The organism is Agrococcus pavilionensis RW1, from assembly GCF_000400485.1.
GTDB classification, from domain to species: Bacteria; Actinomycetota; Actinomycetes; order Actinomycetales; family Microbacteriaceae; genus Agrococcus; species Agrococcus pavilionensis.
The window spans coordinates 101,485-117,229 of record NZ_ASHR01000014.1 but is presented as its reverse complement, the minus strand read 5'-3'; the positions used below and the strand labels follow the sequence as shown (position 1 = coordinate 117,229).

General features: G+C 73.3%; 15 protein-coding genes and 1 riboswitch. Of the genes, 9 read left to right on the top strand and 6 right to left on the bottom strand.

Translation table 11 applies throughout. The features are described 5' to 3' along the window. Positions 1 to 64: 64 nt before the first annotated feature. Positions 65 to 205: riboswitch (FMN riboswitch) on the top strand. A 49-nt stretch (positions 206 to 254) separates the two neighbouring features. From ribD to L332_RS19220, 6 genes are all read left to right on the top strand, one after another. Continuing rightward, the gene (gene ribD, locus L332_RS19245) at positions 255 to 1,286 is read left to right on the top strand and encodes a bifunctional diaminohydroxyphosphoribosylaminopyrimidine deaminase/5-amino-6-(5-phosphoribosylamino)uracil reductase RibD (protein ID WP_021009883.1); all 1,032 of its coding nucleotides are present in this window, start codon (positions 255 to 257) and stop codon (positions 1,284 to 1,286) included. Then, positions 1,286 to 1,912 (top strand): riboflavin synthase, encoded by a 627-nt coding sequence (locus L332_RS19240; RefSeq protein WP_021009882.1) that lies wholly within the window; start codon positions 1,286 to 1,288, stop codon positions 1,910 to 1,912. The genes ribD and L332_RS19240 overlap by 1 nt, the downstream gene beginning before the upstream one ends. Beyond that, positions 1,909 to 3,174 carry a 3,4-dihydroxy-2-butanone-4-phosphate synthase gene (gene ribB, locus L332_RS19235; protein ID WP_021009881.1) on the top strand — a complete coding sequence of 422 codons (1,266 nt, stop codon included), beginning with the start codon at positions 1,909 to 1,911 and terminating at the stop codon, positions 3,172 to 3,174. Before L332_RS19240 ends, ribB begins: the two co-directional genes overlap by 4 nt. Next, positions 3,174 to 3,656, top strand: coding sequence for a 6,7-dimethyl-8-ribityllumazine synthase (ribH, locus tag L332_RS19230; RefSeq protein WP_021009880.1), 483 nt, complete (start codon positions 3,174 to 3,176; stop codon positions 3,654 to 3,656). The genes ribB and ribH overlap by 1 nt, the downstream gene beginning before the upstream one ends. A gap of 159 nt (positions 3,657 to 3,815) precedes the next feature. Beyond that, positions 3,816 to 5,171 carry an MFS transporter gene (locus L332_RS19225; protein WP_021009879.1) on the top strand — a complete coding sequence of 452 codons (1,356 nt, stop codon included), beginning with the start codon at positions 3,816 to 3,818 and terminating at the stop codon, positions 5,169 to 5,171. A gap of 115 nt (positions 5,172 to 5,286) precedes the next feature. Then, on the top strand, positions 5,287 to 7,182 hold the full coding sequence (locus L332_RS19220; protein WP_021009878.1) for a heavy metal translocating P-type ATPase: 1,896 nt from the start codon (positions 5,287 to 5,289) through the stop codon (positions 7,180 to 7,182). A 3-nt stretch (positions 7,183 to 7,185) separates the two neighbouring features. On the opposite strand, the gene surE is transcribed toward L332_RS19220, so the two are convergent. From surE to L332_RS19195, 5 genes are read right to left on the bottom strand one after another with little or no spacing between them, the layout of a single operon-like run. Next, complete coding sequence (gene surE / locus L332_RS19215) at positions 7,186 to 7,941, bottom strand: 5'/3'-nucleotidase SurE (protein ID WP_021009877.1); 756 nt, start codon at positions 7,939 to 7,941, stop codon at positions 7,186 to 7,188. Continuing rightward, positions 7,941 to 8,879 (bottom strand): 1-phosphofructokinase family hexose kinase, encoded by a 939-nt coding sequence (locus tag L332_RS19210; protein WP_021064919.1) that lies wholly within the window; start codon positions 8,877 to 8,879, stop codon positions 7,941 to 7,943. The genes surE and L332_RS19210 overlap by 1 nt, the downstream gene beginning before the upstream one ends. Before the next feature lie 31 nt (positions 8,880 to 8,910). Further along, positions 8,911 to 9,735, bottom strand: coding sequence for an ABC transporter permease (locus L332_RS19205; protein ID WP_021064918.1), 825 nt, complete (start codon positions 9,733 to 9,735; stop codon positions 8,911 to 8,913). Further along, positions 9,732 to 10,577, bottom strand: coding sequence for an ABC transporter permease (locus tag L332_RS19200; RefSeq protein ID WP_031223346.1), 846 nt, complete (start codon positions 10,575 to 10,577; stop codon positions 9,732 to 9,734). Before L332_RS19200 ends, L332_RS19205 begins: the two co-directional genes overlap by 4 nt. 8 nt (positions 10,578 to 10,585) lie before the next feature. Then, complete coding sequence (locus L332_RS19195) at positions 10,586 to 11,512, bottom strand: ABC transporter ATP-binding protein (protein WP_031223345.1); 927 nt, start codon at positions 11,510 to 11,512, stop codon at positions 10,586 to 10,588. A gap of 183 nt (positions 11,513 to 11,695) precedes the next feature. Here L332_RS19195 and L332_RS19190 point away from each other — a divergent pair, with 183 nt between their 5' ends. Genes L332_RS19190 through L332_RS19180 form a run of 3 tightly spaced genes read left to right on the top strand, consistent with a single transcriptional unit; the run spans position 11,696 to position 14,754 of the window. Further along, the gene (locus L332_RS19190) at positions 11,696 to 11,899 is read left to right on the top strand and encodes a hypothetical protein (RefSeq protein ID WP_021009874.1); all 204 of its coding nucleotides are present in this window, start codon (positions 11,696 to 11,698) and stop codon (positions 11,897 to 11,899) included. Positions 11,900 to 11,927: 28 nt separating this feature from the next. Beyond that, entirely contained in the window at positions 11,928 to 13,715 is a 1,788-nt protein-coding gene (locus L332_RS19185) for an ABC transporter ATP-binding protein (RefSeq protein WP_021009873.1), read from the top strand. Between the two features lie 13 nt (positions 13,716 to 13,728). Then, the gene (locus L332_RS19180) at positions 13,729 to 14,754 is read left to right on the top strand and encodes an NAD(P)H-dependent flavin oxidoreductase (protein WP_021009872.1); all 1,026 of its coding nucleotides are present in this window, start codon (positions 13,729 to 13,731) and stop codon (positions 14,752 to 14,754) included. Positions 14,755 to 14,803: 49 nt separating this feature from the next. Here the strand turns inward: L332_RS19180 and L332_RS19175 are convergent, their stop codons facing one another. Beyond that, entirely contained in the window at positions 14,804 to 15,727 is a 924-nt protein-coding gene (locus L332_RS19175) for a carbon-nitrogen hydrolase family protein (protein WP_021009871.1), read from the bottom strand. Positions 15,728 to 15,745 lie beyond the last annotated feature (18 nt).

Genomic DNA, 15,745 nt, shown 5'->3' with positions numbered 1-15,745 from the left:
CGAGGCCGGGCTGCGTCGGGCGGGAATGGGGCGCGCGGGAGTCGAGTTGTAGGGTGGCAAGTGCAACGTGCCCGGGGTCAGTGCAAGTCTGAACCGGCGGTGACAGTCCGCGACCCGAGAGGCCCGCTCGAACCCGAGCGGCCGATCGGCTGAGCTGGTGGAATTCCAGCACCGACGGTGAGAGTCCGGAGGGGAGGCGCACGTGGGGTCGCTCGCGACCCCCCGTTCCCCGCGCGCGTTCGGAAGGGAACGGCATGGCAGGCAACGGCACCGCGAGCATCAGCGCGGCGGAGCGCAGCGCGATGGCTCGCGCGCGCGAGCTCGCGCTGCTCGGCCCTCGGGGCGTGAACCCGCAGGTCGGCGCCGTCATCCTCTCCCCCGACGGGCGCGTGCTCGCCGAGGGCTGGCACCGCGGCGCCGGCACTCCGCACGCCGAGGTCGACGCGCTCTCGAAGCTCGCGCCCGGCGAGGCCCGAGGCGCCACCGCCGTCGTCACCCTCGAGCCCTGCAACCACACCGGCCGCACCGGCCCCTGCGCGGTCGCGCTGCTCGAGGCCGGCGTCGCCCGCGTCGTGCACGCCGCCGCCGATCCCGGCGAGGCCTCCTCCGGCGGCGCCGCGCGCCTCGCCGTGGCCGGCGTCGAGGTCGAGCGGCTCGACGAGGCCGAGGGCGAGGCGCTCATCGCCGACTGGCTCTTCGTGCAGCGCACCGGCCGGCCCCGCGTGACCGTCAAGTGGGCGCAGTCGCTCGACGGCCGCGCCGCCGCCGCCGACGGCTCGAGTCGGTGGATCACCGGCCCCGAGGCGCGGGCGCACGTGCACCGCGAGCGCAGCGCGCACGACGCGATCGCCGTCGGCACGGGCACGGTGCTCGCCGACGACCCCAAGCTCACCGCGCGCATCCCCGGCGTCGACGACGCCCCGCAGCCGCTCCCCGTCGTCTTCGGCGAGCGGGACATCCCCGCAGCCGCCGCGCTCCGCGCGCACCCGCGCGGCCTCCGCACGGCCGGCCGCGACATCGAGGCCGAGCTCCGCGCCCTCGCCGCCGACGGCATCCAATCCCTCTACGTCGAGGGCGGCCCGACGCTCGCGAGCGCGTTCATCCGCGCCGGGCTCGCCGACCGTTTCACGATCTACCTCGCGCCGACCCTCCTCGGGGGCCCGCGCACCGCGATCGACGCCATCGGCGTCGGCACCATCGACGAGCAGCGCCGCCTCGCGGTCACGCGACTCGAGCAGCTCGGCCGCGACCTGCTGGTCGAGGCCACGACAGAGAGCGAGCAGTGATGTTCACCGGCATCATCGAAGAGCTCGGCGAGATCGTCTCGTTCGAGCCGCACCGATCCGAGCAGGGCGACGCGTGGCGCCTCACCGTGCGCGGCCCCCTCGTCGTGAGCGACGCGTCGCACGGCGACTCGATCGCCGTCAACGGCCTGTGCCTCACGGTCGTCGAGCAGACGACGGATGCGTTCACGGCCGACGTCATGCAGATCTCGGTCGACATGTCCACGCTGGGCGACCGCCGGGCGGGCGACCGCGTGAACCTCGAGCGCGCCGCCGCGGTCGGCGACCGCCTCGGCGGCCACATCGTGCAGGGGCACATCGACGGCACCGCGACCGTGCTCGCCGTCACCGACGGCGACGGCCAGCGCACGGTGCGCTTCTCGCTCGCGCCCGAGCTCGCGCATCTCGTGGTGCGGAAGGGCTCGATCGCCGTCGACGGCATCAGCCTCACCGTGTCGGGCGTGAGCGCGCCGAGCGAGGCCGAGCAGTGGTTCGAGGTCTCGCTCATCCCCGAGACGCTCGAGTCGACGACCCTCGGGTTCCGCGCCGTCGGGGACCGGGTCAACATCGAGACCGACATCGTCGCTCGCCACGTCGAGCGCATGCTCCAGCGGGAGGACGCACGATGAGCATCACCACGATCGACGCGGCGCTCGAGGCGCTCCGCGCCCGGAAGCCGATCATCGTCGTCGACGACGAGGGCCGCGAGAACGAGGGCGACCTCATCCTCTCGGCGCAGCTCGCGACGGCCGAGTGGATCGCCTTCCTGGTGCGCCACAGCTCCGGCTACCTGTGCGCGCCGCTCACGGGCGAGCGGGCCGACGAGCTCGGGCTGCCGCTCATGGTGCTCGAGAACGAGGACTCGCGGCAGACGGCGTACACGATCACCGTCGACGCCGCCGACCGCGACAGCACGGGCATCTCCGCCGACGACCGCGCGCACACGCTGCGCGTGCTCGCGAACCCGGCCGCGACGCCCGCCGACCTCCGCCGGCCCGGCCACATCGTGCCGCTGCGCGCCGTCGAGGGCGGCGTGCGGCAGCGCCCCGGCCACACCGAGGCGGCCGTCGAGCTCATGCAGCTCGCGGGCCTCGAGCCGGTCGCGGCGATCGGCGAGCTCGTCGAGGACTCGGGCGAGCTGCGCCGGCTCCCCTCGCTCATCGCGTTCGGCGAGGAGCACGGCCTGCCCGTCATCACGATCGCCGACCTCATCGACTACCTCGACGCCGGCGGCCTGCCGACCGCGTGCAAGGGCGCGAACGAGGAGTCGGCGCGCGTGTCGTTCGAGGTCGAGACGAACGTGCCGACCCGCTGGGGCACCTTCCGCATGGCCGCCTACCGCGACCGCCAGACGGGCGCCGACCACGTCGCGATCATCGCCGGGCAGCTCTCCGACGGCGCGCTCGTGCGCGTGCACTCCGAGTGCCTCACGGGCGAAGCCCTCCACTCGCTCAAGTGCGAGTGCGGCCCGCAGCTCGACGCGGCGATGCAGCAGGTGCAGGAGTCGGGCAACGGCATGGTCGTGTACCTGCGCGGGCAGGAGGGGCGCGGCATCGGCCTCATCAACAAGCTCAAGGCCTACCGCCTGCAGGAGGACGGCCTCGACACGCTCGACGCCAACCTCGCGCTCGGCCTGCCCGCTGACGCGCGCGAGTACGGCGCCGCGGCGGCGATCCTCAAGCAGCAGGGGCTCGAGTCGATCCGGCTGCTCTCGAACAACCCGCTCAAGCAGGCGGAGCTCGAGAAGCACGGCGTCGAGGTCTCCGAGCTCGTGCCGCTGCTCGTCGGGGTCGGCACCTTCAACGAGCAGTACCTGCAGGCGAAGCGCGACCGCATGGGGCACCAGCTGCCGGCGGTCATCACCCAGAACGACGAGCAGGGAGAGCACTGATGGCCGGAGAGGGACGCCCCGAGACCCACCGCCTCGACGGACGCGGGCTGCGCATCGCGATCGTGCACGGCCGCTGGCACGAGCGCATCGCGGACGGCCTGCTGGAGGGCGCGCGCCGCGCGCTCGCGGAGACCGGCGCGGAGGTCGTCGAGCTGCCCGTGCCGGGCGCGTTCGAACTGCCGGTCGTCGCGCAGGGCGCGCTCGAAGCCGGCTTCGACGGCGCGGTCGCGCTCGGCGTGATCATCCGCGGGGGCACCCCGCACTTCGAGTACGTCTCGCACGCCGCCACCATGGGGCTGACGGAGGTCGCCGTGCGCACGGGCAAGCCCGTCGGCTTCGGGGTGCTCACCCTCGAGGACGAGCAGCAGGGCATCGATCGCGCGGGCCTGCCCGGCTCGAAGGAGGACAAGGGCCGCGAGGCGGCCGAGGCGGTCGTCGAGGCCGCGCTCGCGCTCCGGTCGCTGTCGTCCATGCGGCCGTAGCCGGCAGGGACCGAGGTATCAGACACTCGTTACACTGGGCAGGTCGTCCCCCGGAGCCGAAAGTGGCTCCCACGCGGCCGGGCCGTCACGAGCGGACCGCTCCAACGCGCGCCAGCACACCCGCGACCATCGCGCGCGCGACGCTTACCAGGAAGCAGCATGTCCATCTCCGCAACCCAGGCGTCCTCCGCGCCGTCCAAGCCGGCCAACTCCCGCGGCCGCGTCATCTTCGCGAGCCTCGTCGGCACCACGATCGAGTTCTACGACTTCTACGTCTACGCGACCGCCGCCGTGCTCGTGTTCCCGCACCTCTTCTTCCCGGCCGGCGACGAGACGACGGCGCTGCTGTCGTCGTTCGCGGTCTTCGGCGCCGCGATGGTCGCGCGCCCGGTCGGCTCGATCGTCTTCGGCCACCTCGGCGACAAGCACGGCCGCAAGGTGACGCTCGTCGGCGCCCTCCTCACGATGGGCGTCGCGACGTTCCTCATCGGCGTGCTGCCGACCTACGCCCAGGTGGGCTGGATCGCGGCGGCGCTGCTCGTGCTCATGCGCCTCGCGCAGGGCTTCGCGCTCGGCGGTGAGTGGTCGGGCGCGGCGCTCGTCGCAACCGAGAACGCCCCGGTGGGCAAGCGCGCCTGGTACGGCACGTTCCCGCAGCTCGGCGCGCCGATCGGCTTCATCATCGCGAACGGCCTCTTCCTCATCATCGCCGCGGCGCTGCCGAGCGACGACCCCTCGATGCCGTCCGAGGCGTTCCTCGAGTGGGGCTGGCGCATCCCGTTCCTGTTCTCCGCCGTGATGGTCATCGTCGGCCTCTACGTGCGCCTCAAGCTCGTCGAGTCGACCGCGTTCTCGAAGGCGAAGTCGAGCGGCGCGGTGCAGCGCCTGCCGCTCGCGACCGTGTTCCGCGACCACTGGAAGGAGCTCATCCTCGGCACCTTCTTCATGCTCGCGACGTACGTGCTCTTCTACCTGATGACGGCGTTCTCGCTCACCTACGGCCGCGCGCCGGTGGATGCGGCGGTGCCGGGCCTCGGCTACTCGTACAACACCTTCGTGCTCATGCTCATCGTGGGCGTCGTCTTCTTCGGCATCTTCACGCTCGTCTCGGGCCCGCTCGCCGATCGCTTCGGCCGCCGCAAGACGCTCATCTGGGTCACCGCAGCCATCATCGTCTTCGGCCTGCTGTGGGTGCCGCTCACGGGCGGCGGGCTCTTCGGCGTCATGGCGTGGCTCATCATCGGCATGTCGCTCATGGGCTTCACCTTCGGCCCGATGGGCGCCCTCCTGCCGGAGCTGTTCCCGACCAACGTGCGCTACACCGGCTCGGGCATCTCCTACAACGTCTCGTCGATCCTCGGCGCCGCCGTCGCGCCGTTCATCGCCGTCGCGCTGTGGACGCTCGGCGAGGGCAGCCCGTTCTGGGTGGGCATCTACCTCGCCGGCGCAGGCCTGCTGACGCTCATCGCGCTCATCGTCTCGAAGGAGACGAAGGACGTCGACATCGAGCGCTGACGAGCGACGGATGCGTGCGGCCCGCTGCCCTGGAGGGTGGCGGGCCGCTTCGTTCCCCGTGCAGGGAAGCTTCGCCTCGCTGGCACCGCCGCCTGTCGCGGGCCACACTGAGGGCATGCTGTGGCTCGGTCGCGCGGCGCGACGCTATCCCCTGGTCGCCATCACCGTGCTCGTCGGCGCCGCGGCGACCGTCGCCGCCGCGCTGGGGGCGGGCGACGCCGCGCGCTGGCTGTGCATCGCGTGGGCCGCGGTCGTGGTCGTCATCCAGGGCGTCGGGATGGTGCGCGACGTGCTGCGCGGCCACTGGGGCCTCGACATCCTCGCGATCACCGCGATCGTCGCGACGCTGCTCGTCGACGAGTACGTCGCGGCGATCATCGTCGTGCTCATGCTCACCGGCGGCGAGGCGCTCGAGGACTACGCGGCAGGGCGCGCGAAGCGCGAGCTGACGGCGCTCCTCGAGCGGGCACCGCAGCGGGCGCACCGCGAGCTGCCGGACGGCGAGCTCGAGGACATCGGCGCCGATGACGTGCGCGCGGGCGACGTGCTGCTGCTGCGCCCCGCCGAGATCGTGCCCGTCGACGCCGAGCTGCTGAGCGAGCACGCGGTGGTCGACGAGTCGTCGCTCACGGGCGAGAGCCTGCCCGTGGAGCTCACGGCGGGCGACCGGCTGCTGAGCGGGTCGGTGAACGCCCAGCTCGCGGTGCGGATCCGGGCGACGGCGACCGCCGCCGAGAGCCAGTACCAGCGCATCGTGCGGCTCGTCGAGGAGGCCGCCGAGAGCCGCGCGCCCGTCGTGCGCCTCGCCGACCGCTACGCGGTGCCGTTCACCGCGGTCTCGCTGCTCATCGCGGGCATCGCGTGGGCCGTGTCCGGCGATCCGGTGCGCTTCGCGGAGGTGCTCGTCGTGGCGACGCCGTGCCCGCTGCTCATCGCCGCGCCCGTCGCGTTCATGGGCGGCATGAGCCGCGCGGCGCGGCACGGCATCATCGTCAAGGGCGCGGGCGTGCTCGAGCAGCTCGCGACGGCGCGCACGGCGGTGTTCGACAAGACGGGCACGCTCACGGGCGGCGCGCCGACCGTCGAGCGGGTGCTGCCCGCGGCCGGCGTCGACGACGACGAGCTGCTGGCCCTCGCCGCCTCGGCCGAGCAGTACTCGTCGCACGTGCTGGCCAGCTCGGTCATGCTCGCTGCGCGTGAGCGCGGCCTCGAGCTGCGCGAGGCGCGCAGCGCGTCGGAGGAGGCGACCTTCGGGGTCGTCGCCGAGATCGACGGCCGCCGCGTCGTCGTGGGCAAGCTCGCGTTCGTGCGCGAGCACGCCGCGGATGCGCGGGAGGCGAGCCTCGAGAGCGGCGAGCTCGCGATCTACGTCGCGGTCGGCGACCGGTTCGCCGGAGCGATCATCGCTCGCGACCCGGTGCGCCCGGAGGCCGCCGCCACGATCGCCGCGCTCGACGCCATCGGCATCCGGGAGACGGTCATGCTCACGGGGGATGCCTGGCCGACCGCCCGGCACGTGGCCGATGAGCTCGGCATCACCGAGGTGCGCGCCGAGTGCCTGCCGGCCGACAAGGTCGAGGCGGTGCACGCGATCGAGCGGCGACCGGTGCTCATGGTCGGCGACGGCGTCAACGACGCCCCGGTGCTCGCGGCAGCGGATGTCGGCGTGGCGATGGGCGCGCGAGGCGCGACGGCGGCGAGCGAGTCGGCCGACGTCGTCATCACGCTCGACGACCTCTCGCGCACCGCCCTCGCGGTGCGCATCGGCCGCGACACGAAGCGCATCGCGCTCCAGAGCATCTGGCTCGGCATCGCGATCAGCGTCGCGCTCATGCTCGTCGCCGCGTTCGGGATCATCCCCGCCACCGCGGGCGCGCTGACCCAGGAGGTCGTCGATCTCGTGACGATCCTGTGGGCGCTGCGGGCAGTGAGCAGGCCGGGTGATCCTGCCGTGCCGCGGCGCGCGAGCACGGCGTCGGCACCGGCCGATCGCGCGCCCGTCGCGCGCTGACCCCTACCCGGCGGGCGAGCCGAGGGTCGGCACGGCCGTCACGGTCGCCAAGCCGGCCGCGAGGCGCTCCATGTCGGAGCCGGGTGCGTCGTCGGCGCGGTGCTGCCGGATCGCGAGCCGCACGTCGTCGCCGTCCTGCTCCGTCATCGTCGTCTGCACGATCCCGAACGGCGCGAGCGGTGCCTCGACGAGCTCGACGCCGTCGGGCGCGTCGACATCCGGCGCGTTGAGGTTGAGCACCGTGCCGGCCGGCGCGGCGAGCAGGTCGGGCAGCACGCGCGCCGCGACCGCGGCCGCGGTCTCCCAGTGCTCGCCGCCGCCCTCGCGGAGGCCCACGTCGAGCGAGACGGCGAGCGCTCGCACGCCGCCCTGGCCCGCGGTGAGCGCGGCGCCGACCGTGCCGGAATGCAGGATGGCGCTCCCGACGTTCGCGCCGCGGTTGATGCCGCTCAGCACGACGTCGGGCACGGGGCCGAAGGCGCCGTGGAGCGCGAGCAGCACGATGAGCGCGGGGGCCGCGTGCACCGCGTGCGCCTCGGCGACGCCCGGCAGCTCGCGCCGCTCGGTGTGCACGACGCCCCTCCCGCCCGCGGCGGTGACGGCGGTGCCCTCCGTGGCGATGATGGATGCGCTGGCACCCGAGTGCTCCTCGGCGGGCGCGGCGACGACGACATCGAGCCCCGCTTCCGCGGCGACGCGCGCGAGGGCCGCGAGGCCCGGGGCGTCGATGCCGTCGTCGTTCGTGATCAGGGCTCGCATCAGTCCTCCTCCTGCTCCGGCTCGATCGGCTGCAGCTCGACCCGCGCGGCGATCGCCCGGATGGCGTCGGCGTCGCCCGTGCCGAGGCCGCGGCGCGTCGCGTTGACCGCTCCCGCGGCGGCGCCGAGCCGGATGGCGTCGGCATGGCTCCCGCCCTCCGCGAGCACCGCGGCGACCGCGGCCGTGTAGGAGTCGCCCGCGCCGCGCGTCTCGACCGGCTCGAGCTCCGGCGCGACGACGCGCCACGCGCCCTCCTCGCCGACGACGAGCGAGCCGGCATCGGCGCGCGTGATCGCGACGAGGCCGATGCCCTCGTCGGCGAGCTTCCGGGCGGCGCGCAGCAGCTGCCGCTCGTCGTCGCCGTCGTCGACCCTGCCGTCCTGCTCGAGCTCCTCGTGGCTCACCTTGAGCACGTCGACGCCGCCCTCGAGCGCCGCCTCGAGCCGCGGCCCGGCGAGGTCGACGAGCACGGGCACGCCGAGCTGCCGCACGTCGCTCGCGAGCCGCCGGTAGGCGTCGGGCTCGAGCATCGCCCCGCCCTCGGGGCCCGAGAGGATGACGAGGTCGGCCTTCGGCGCCTCGCTCAGCGCGGCGGAGTAGAGCGCGTCGAGCTCGTGCCGGGCGAGCGGCTCGCCCTCCGCCTCGACGATCGGCTCGCGGTCGTCGTCGCGGCCGTCGTGCACGTACGCCGGGCCGATCGCGTCGCGCTCGATCGCGACGACGCCGAAGCCCTCGCGCTCGAGCAGCTGCCGCACCACGAGCCCCGTCTCGCCCGCCACCGAGCACACGAGTGCGACGTCGACGCCGAGCGACCGCAGCATCCGCCCCTGCCACACGCCCTGGCCGCCGACGTGCACGTGCACGTCGGGAGCGCCGCGGAACTCCTCGATCGTGACGGTGAGCAGGGGTGCGGGGGCGAAGATGAGCACTCGAGCCATGGCGCCCCAGCGTAGGGGCGCTCGCTGGGCGTCAGCGCAGGAAGAGGGCGCGCAGCCTCGCGGTCGTGAACACGAGCCCGACGAGGATCATGACCGCGAAGTACGCGAGGTGCAGCAGGATCGACGGCTGCACGAGCCCGGTCGTGAGCTGGCGGATCATGTCGACGCCGTGCCAGAGCGGCAGCGCCTGGATGACCCACTGCACGCCCTGCGGGTAGACCTCGATCGGGAAGAACGTCGCCGAGAGCAGGAACATCGGCATCATCACGACCCACACGTAGTCGAGGTGCTGGAACGTCTTCATGTAGCTCGTGATCGCCATGCCGAACGACGCGAACGCGAAGGCGATGACGAGCGCCGCGGGGATCGCGAGCACGGCCGTCCACGCGAGGTTGAGCCCCATGAGCGTCGTGACGAGCATGAAGCCGCTCGCGTAGAGGAGGCCGCGGAAGAGCGCGAGCAGGATCTCGCCGAGCGCGACGTCGAGCGGGCCGAGCGACGTCGAGAGCATCTGCTGGTAGAGCTTCGCGTAGTTCATCTTGAAGAAGACGTTCATCGTCGAGTCGTAGACGGCGCCGTTCATCGCGCTCACGGCCATGAGGGCCGGTGCGATGTACGCGGCGTACGGCACCTCGGTGCCGTAGAACTCGACGCCGCCGATGAGCGCGCCGAGCCCGATGCCCATCGAGAGCAGGTAGAAGACCGGCTCGAAGAAGCCCGTCACGACGATGAGCCAGTTGTTGCGCGCGATGACGCGCAGGCCGCGGGCGACGACCGAGCGCGTGTTGCCCGCGTAGATGCCGCGGAGCGGCCCGCGCACGGTGGGCGCCGGGGCCTCGAGCAGCAGCTCGCTCACTTGTCGAGCCGCTTCGCGAAGGTGCGGATCGAGAGCAGGCAGCAGACGACCGCGATCGCGACGAGGTAGCCGACGTGCACGAGCAGCATCATCGGCTCGATCGCGGCGCCGTAGAGCGCCGTGCGGCCGAGCTCGACCGCGTGCCAGAGCGGCGAGATCCAGCCGATCCACTGCAGCAGGAGCGGCAGGGTCTCGAGCGGGAAGTAGGTGCCCGAGAAGAGCGTGAGGGGCACGACGACGAACCGCTCGATGAACGAGAGCTGGCCCCGGTCATCCGTCTGCGTCGACACCCACGACATGACCGCGAACCCGAAGGCGGTCGCGAGCAGCAGCCCGATGCCGATGAGCACGAGCGCGCCGCCGACCGTGCCGAGCTGCAGCACGATCATGACGACCGCGAACGCGGTGAGCGGCAGCAGCACGCGCACGAGCACCGAGAGCTGGAAGCCGAGCACGATGTGCGCGGCCGAGATCGGGGTGCCGCCCATCGAGAAGAACATCGGGAACCACTTGAAGCCGCCGAAGACGCCGTAGGTGTTCTCCTGCGCGGCGGTCTGCATCGCCGCCGCGAGCGCGAGCGCGGGCGCGACGAAGACGATGTAGGGCACGCCGTCGACGCCCTGCTCCCCTTGGTTCGCGTCGACGAGCATGCCGAGGCCGAAGCCGAGGCCGACGATGTAGAGGAAGGGCTCGCCGATGCCGAGCCCGACCCACGAGAAGACGTACGAGCGCATGGCGCGGATGCGGTGCTCGGCGACGAACCACCAGCCCCACGTGCGCGAGCGGCGGGCGACCGCGCCGTGGTCGACGCCGCCGGCATCGGCGAGCGTGCGCGTGGGCATCGACTCGCTCATTCGATCAGCGACCTTCCCGTGAGGCGGAGGAAGACGTCCTCGAGGCTCGAGCGCCGCACGAGGCTCGTGATGGGGCTCAGCCCGCGCTCGTGCACGGCCGACATCGCGGCCTCGCCGTCGTGGTCGTAGACGAGCACGCGGTCGGGCAGCACCTCGATGCGCTGGCCGATGCCGGCCATGGCCTCGGCGGCCTGGGCGTTGCGGGCCGAGCCGAAGCGCACCTCGAGCACCTCGCGCGTCGAGTACTCGCGGATGAGCGCGGCCGGGCTGCCCTCGGCGACGATCGTGCCCTTGTCGATCACGACGAGCCGGTCGCACAGCTGCTCGGCCTCGTCCATGTAGTGCGTGGTGAGCACGAGCGTCGTGCCCTCCTCCTTGAGCCGGAACAGCCGGTCCCACAGCACGTGCCGCGCCTGCGGGTCGAGGCCGGTCGTCGGCTCGTCGAGCAGCATCGCCTTCGGCGCGTTGATGAGGCCTCGCGCGATCGTGAGGCGCCGCTTCATGCCGCCCGAGAGGCCGTCGACGCGCGCCGTGCGCTTCTCGGTCAGCTGCGCGAACTCGAGCAGCTCCTCCGAGCGTCGCTTGACGTAGTCGAGCGGCAGCCCGAAGTAGCGGCCGTAGACGATGAGGTTGTCGACGACCCGCAGCTCCTCGTCGAGCTGGTCGGCCTGCGGCACGATGCCGAGCTGCGCCCGCACCTCGGGCCCGTGCGTCTCGGGGTCGAAGCCGAGCACGCGGAGGTCGCCCGCCGAGCGCGTCGACGTCGCGGCGATCATCCGCATCGTCGTCGACTTGCCCGCGCCGTTGGGCCCGAGGAAGCCGAACGCCTCCCCCGGCTCGATCGCGAAGTCGATCCCGTCGACTGCGGTGAAGTCGCCGTACTGCTTGCGGAGTCCGGTCGCCTCGATCACGGGTGCTGGCACGAGACCCCACAGTAGACCGTGCCGCGGACATCCCGGTCGGCCGGGCGACGGTCCGCCTCCCCGCCCGTGCAGCGCGAGCTGCCCACCCCGCTCCGCGCATCCCTCCGTCTTCCAGTCGCCGACGGCGCGCTGCGCGTGTCAACGCAGGTTGACGCAACCCGCTGTGTCAACTACGGTTGACGCATGGGCGAGGTGACGGTGACCGGGGAGCAGCCCCGTGGGGTGCTCGAGCAGCTCGCGGCGCTCGCCGCGACGCGGCGCGAGCTCGAGCGGGAGGAAGCGGCGCTCGCGAGACGCGCGAGAATGGAGGGGTTCGCCTGGCAGGCGATCGCCGATGCGCTCGGCGTCAGCCGCCAGGCGGTGCACAAGAAGCACGGCAAGCGGTGACGGCCGCGCACGACGACGGAAGCGAGACATGAGCGAGCGACGCGGGATGCTCCGACGCCGGGGCGACGACGGGCCGCGCGCCAGCGTCGGCGAGCTGCTCCCCTACCTCTTCCCCAAGAAGGGGCTGCTCGCGGGCGCGATCGCGCTCTCGGTGCTCGGCGCCGGCTTCGCCCTCGCTCAGCCGCTCATGGCGCAGGAGCTCATCGCGCGCGTCGAGCAGTCGCGAGCGCTCGAGTGGCTGCCGTGGCTGCTGCTCGCGGTCGTCGTGATCGGCGCGATCGTCGACGGCTTCCAGCACTTCCTGCTGCAGGTGCTCGGCGAGCACGTCGTGCTGCGCACGCGCCGCACGCTCGTCGCCTCGATGCTGCGGCTGCCGATCGCCGAGTTCGACGCGCGCCGGGTCGGCGACCTCGTGAGCCGCGTCGGCAGCGACACGACGCTGCTGCGCGCGGTGCTCACGCAGGGGCTCGTCGAGTCGATCGGCGGCGTGCTGACGCTCGTCGGCGCCGTCATCGCGATGCTCATCATCGATCCGCTGCTGCTCGGCCTCACCGTGCTCGTGCTCGCCGTCGCGATCGGCGCGATGCTCGTCGTCATGCCGCTCCTCACCCGCGCCTCCGGCGCCGCGCAGGAGCAGGTCGGCCACCTCACGAGCGCGCTCGAGCGCGCGATCAGCGCCGTGCGCACCGTGCGGGCGGCGGGCGCGACCGCGCGAGAGGTCGACGCGATCGGCGACCGCGCGGGCGACGCCTTCCGCGCCGGCGTGCGGGTCGCCCGGATCTCGGCGCTCGTCGTGCCGATCTTCGGCATCGCCGTGCAGCTCGCGTTCCTCGTCGTGCTCGGCGTCGGCGGCCTGCGGGTCGCGACGGGCGAGATCGCCATCTCGCAGCTCGTCGGATTCCTGCTGTTCCTGTTCCTCATGATCATGCCGCTCGGCCAGCTCGCGGGCGCGATCTCGGCCGTGAGCGTCGCGCTCGGCGCGCTCGGCCGCATCCAGGAGATCGTGCGGCTCCCGTCGGAGTCGGATGCGGATGCGCGCGTCGCGCTCGAGCCGCGCCCGGGCGCGCCCATGGTCGCGTTCGAGGGCGTCACCTTCGCCTACCCCTCGGCCGACGAGCCGCGCACCGTGCTCGAGGACGTCTCGTTCGAGGTGCCCGCCGGCTCCCGCACCGCGCTCGTGGGCCCTTCGGGCGCGGGCAAGTCGACGACGTTCGCGCTCGTCGAGCGCTTCTACGACGCGACCGCCGGCCGCGTGATCGTCGGCGGCAGCGACGTGCGCGACGTCGATCGCGAGAGCCTCCGCTCGCTCATCGGCTACGTCGAGCAGGACGCGCCCGCGCTCGCCGGCTCGCTGCGCGAGAACCTGCGGCTCGGCGCGCCCGACGCGACCGACGAGCGGCTGCTCGAGGCGCTCGACGCCGTCAACCTCGGCGACCTCGTCGGCCGCTCGCCGCGCGGTCTCGACACTGAGGTCGGCGAGGCAGGCGTGCTGCTCTCGGGCGGCGAGCGGCAGCGGCTCGCGATCGCCCGGGCGCTGCTCGCGGCGACGCCCGTGCTGCTGCTCGACGAGTCGACCGCCAACCTCGACGCCCGCAACGAGGCGTCGCTCAAGGCCGCGCTCGACGTAGCGAGCGAGGGCCGCACGACGCTCGTGATCGCGCACCGGCTCGCGACGGTCGTCGACGCCGACCAGATCGTCGTGCTCGACGGCGGCCGCGTGCTCGCGCGCGGCACCCACGAGGAGCTGCTCGACGCGTCCCCGCTCTACCGCGAGCTCGCCGCGCACCAGCTGCTCGCCCCCGCCGCACTCGACTGATCGGAGGACGCCCATGGCCGCACCCGCCCTGCTCGACTCGCGCCTGCCGATCGTGGCGGCGCCGATGGCCGGCGGACCGACCTCGACCGCGCTCGCGACCGGAGCGGCGCGGGCGGGCGCGTTCCCGTTCCTCGCCGCCGGCTACAAGACGACGGCGGCCATGGCCGCCGAGATCGAGCGGATGCGCGAGCTGGGCCTGCCGTTCGGCGTCAACCTGTTCGTGCCGGGCGAGCAGGCCTGGGACGCCGCGGCCCTCGACGCGTACGCGCAGCGCATCCGTCCCGAGGCGGTCGCGCTCGGCGTCGACCTCGGCGTGCCGCCCGCTCGCGACGACGACGAGTGGGACGCGAAGGTCGCGCAGCTGGTCGCGCACCCGGTGCCCGTCGTGTCGCTCACCTTCGGGCTCCCGTCGCGCCGCGACATCGGCGCCCTGCAGGCCGCCGGCACCCGCGTGCTCGCGACGGTCACGACGGCGAGCGAGGCGCGAGCCGCCGCGGAGGCGGGCGTCGACGGACTGATCGTGCAGGGCACGGACGCCGGCGGCCACTCGGCCACGCACGACCCGGGGCGCGCGCTCGAGCCCGTCGCGACGGAGCGGCTCGTGCGCGACGTGCTGGTCGCCGCCGAACTGCCCGTCGTCGCCGCGGGCGGGGTCGACGGCCCCCGCGCGGTGCAGGGGCTCCTCTCGGCCGGCGCCGTCGCGGTCGCGGTCGGGACCCTGCTGCTGCGCACCGACGAGGCCGGCACGTCGCCGACCCATCGAGCGGCGCTGGCCGATTTGCGCTTCGACGAGACGGTCATCACGCGCGCCTTCACCGGGCGGCCGGCTCGCGCGCTGCGGAACGCCTTCATCGATCGCCACGGCGCCGAGGCGCCGCTCGCCTACCCCGCGGTCCACCACCTCACGCGCGAGCTGCGTCGCGCGGCGAGCGCGGCCGGCGATGCCGATCGCCTGCACCTGTGGGCTGGCAGCGGCTACCGCAGCGCCCGCAGCGGACCGGTCGCCGACGTCATCCGCTGGCTCGCCGGATCCGCCTGAACCGACGCGACGAGGCCGCCCCCGCTGCGGGAGGCGGCCTCGATCGCGCTCAGGACGTGAAGCGCACCGATTCGGTCGGCGCGGTGTTCACCGTGAGGCTGAACACGTCGGGCCGCGCGTAGTGGCCGACGGCGTCGAAGTCGAGGTGCGATCGGACCTTGGCCGCCTGATCGATCTCGGCGTACAGGATCGCCTCCTCGTCGAACACCGGGCCGGCGAGCACGCTACCGCTCGGGTCGATGATGACGCTGCCGCCGCGCATGAGGGTGTCGCCGCCCGGCAGCTCGTACTCGACGGGGTGGTCCGCCGGGAAGGCGTCCCTCATGATCACCTGGCAGCTCGAGAGCACGAAGGTCCGGCCCTCGATCGCCACGTGCTGCATGGTCGACTGCCAGGTCGGGCGGTCGTCCGCGGTCGGCGCGCAGTAGATCTGCACGCCCTTCGCGTACATCGCCTGCCGCATGAGCGGCATGTAGTTCTCCCAGCAGATGACCGTGCCGACGCGGCCTCCGGGCGTCTCCATCGTGTCGAGCGTCGAGCCGTCGCCGAAGCCCCAGACGAGGCGCTCGGTCGCGGTGGGCATGAGCTTGCGGTGCTTGCCGACGAGGCCCGCCGCCGGGTCGATCATGAGCGCGGTGCAGTAGAGGGTGTTGCCGAGCCGCTCGATGATGCCCATCACGAGGTGCACGCCGTGCTCGGCGCTCGCGCGCTCGAGCCGGCCGACCTCCTCGCCGTCGAGCGCTATCGCGCCCGAGACGTAGCGCTCGTACTCCACGCGCCCGGCGTCCGTCCGCGTCCCGATCGCGGTGCCGAAGGACGTGCCCTTCGGGTAGCCGCCGATGAACGCCTCGGGGAAGACCGCGAGCTCGCCGCCGTTCGCGGCCACCTCGGCGATGAGCCGCTCCGCCTTCGCCGTCGCCGCGTCGGCGTCGAACGGGACCGATGCAGCCTGCACGACCGCGACCTTGTACATGATGGAGCTCCTGTCTTC

Bases quoted from the DNA above. Each gene is read 5' to 3' on its own strand.
- L332_RS19220 (WP_021009878.1), top strand. From the start codon at position 5,287: ATGCTGTGGCTCGGTCGCGCGGCGCGACGCTATCCCCTGGTCGCCATC.
- L332_RS19225 (WP_021009879.1), top strand. From the start codon at position 3,816: ATGTCCATCTCCGCAACCCAGGCGTCCTCCGCGCCGTCCAAGCCGGCC.
- L332_RS19185 (WP_021009873.1), top strand. From the start codon at position 11,928: ATGAGCGAGCGACGCGGGATGCTCCGACGCCGGGGCGACGACGGGCCG.
- L332_RS19240 (WP_021009882.1), top strand. From the start codon at position 1,286: ATGTTCACCGGCATCATCGAAGAGCTCGGCGAGATCGTCTCGTTCGAG.
- surE (WP_021009877.1), bottom strand. From the start codon at position 7,941: ATGCGAGCCCTGATCACGAACGACGACGGCATCGACGCCCCGGGCCTC.
- L332_RS19180 (WP_021009872.1), top strand. From the start codon at position 13,729: ATGGCCGCACCCGCCCTGCTCGACTCGCGCCTGCCGATCGTGGCGGCG.
- ribD (WP_021009883.1), top strand. From the start codon at position 255: ATGGCAGGCAACGGCACCGCGAGCATCAGCGCGGCGGAGCGCAGCGCG.
- ribH (WP_021009880.1), top strand. From the start codon at position 3,174: ATGGCCGGAGAGGGACGCCCCGAGACCCACCGCCTCGACGGACGCGGG.
- ribB (WP_021009881.1), top strand. From the start codon at position 1,909: ATGAGCATCACCACGATCGACGCGGCGCTCGAGGCGCTCCGCGCCCGG.
- L332_RS19200 (WP_031223346.1), bottom strand. From the start codon at position 10,577: ATGCCCACGCGCACGCTCGCCGATGCCGGCGGCGTCGACCACGGCGCG.
- L332_RS19210 (WP_021064919.1), bottom strand. From the start codon at position 8,879: ATGGCTCGAGTGCTCATCTTCGCCCCCGCACCCCTGCTCACCGTCACG.
- L332_RS19190 (WP_021009874.1), top strand. From the start codon at position 11,696: ATGGGCGAGGTGACGGTGACCGGGGAGCAGCCCCGTGGGGTGCTCGAG.
- L332_RS19175 (WP_021009871.1), bottom strand. From the start codon at position 15,727: ATGTACAAGGTCGCGGTCGTGCAGGCTGCATCGGTCCCGTTCGACGCC.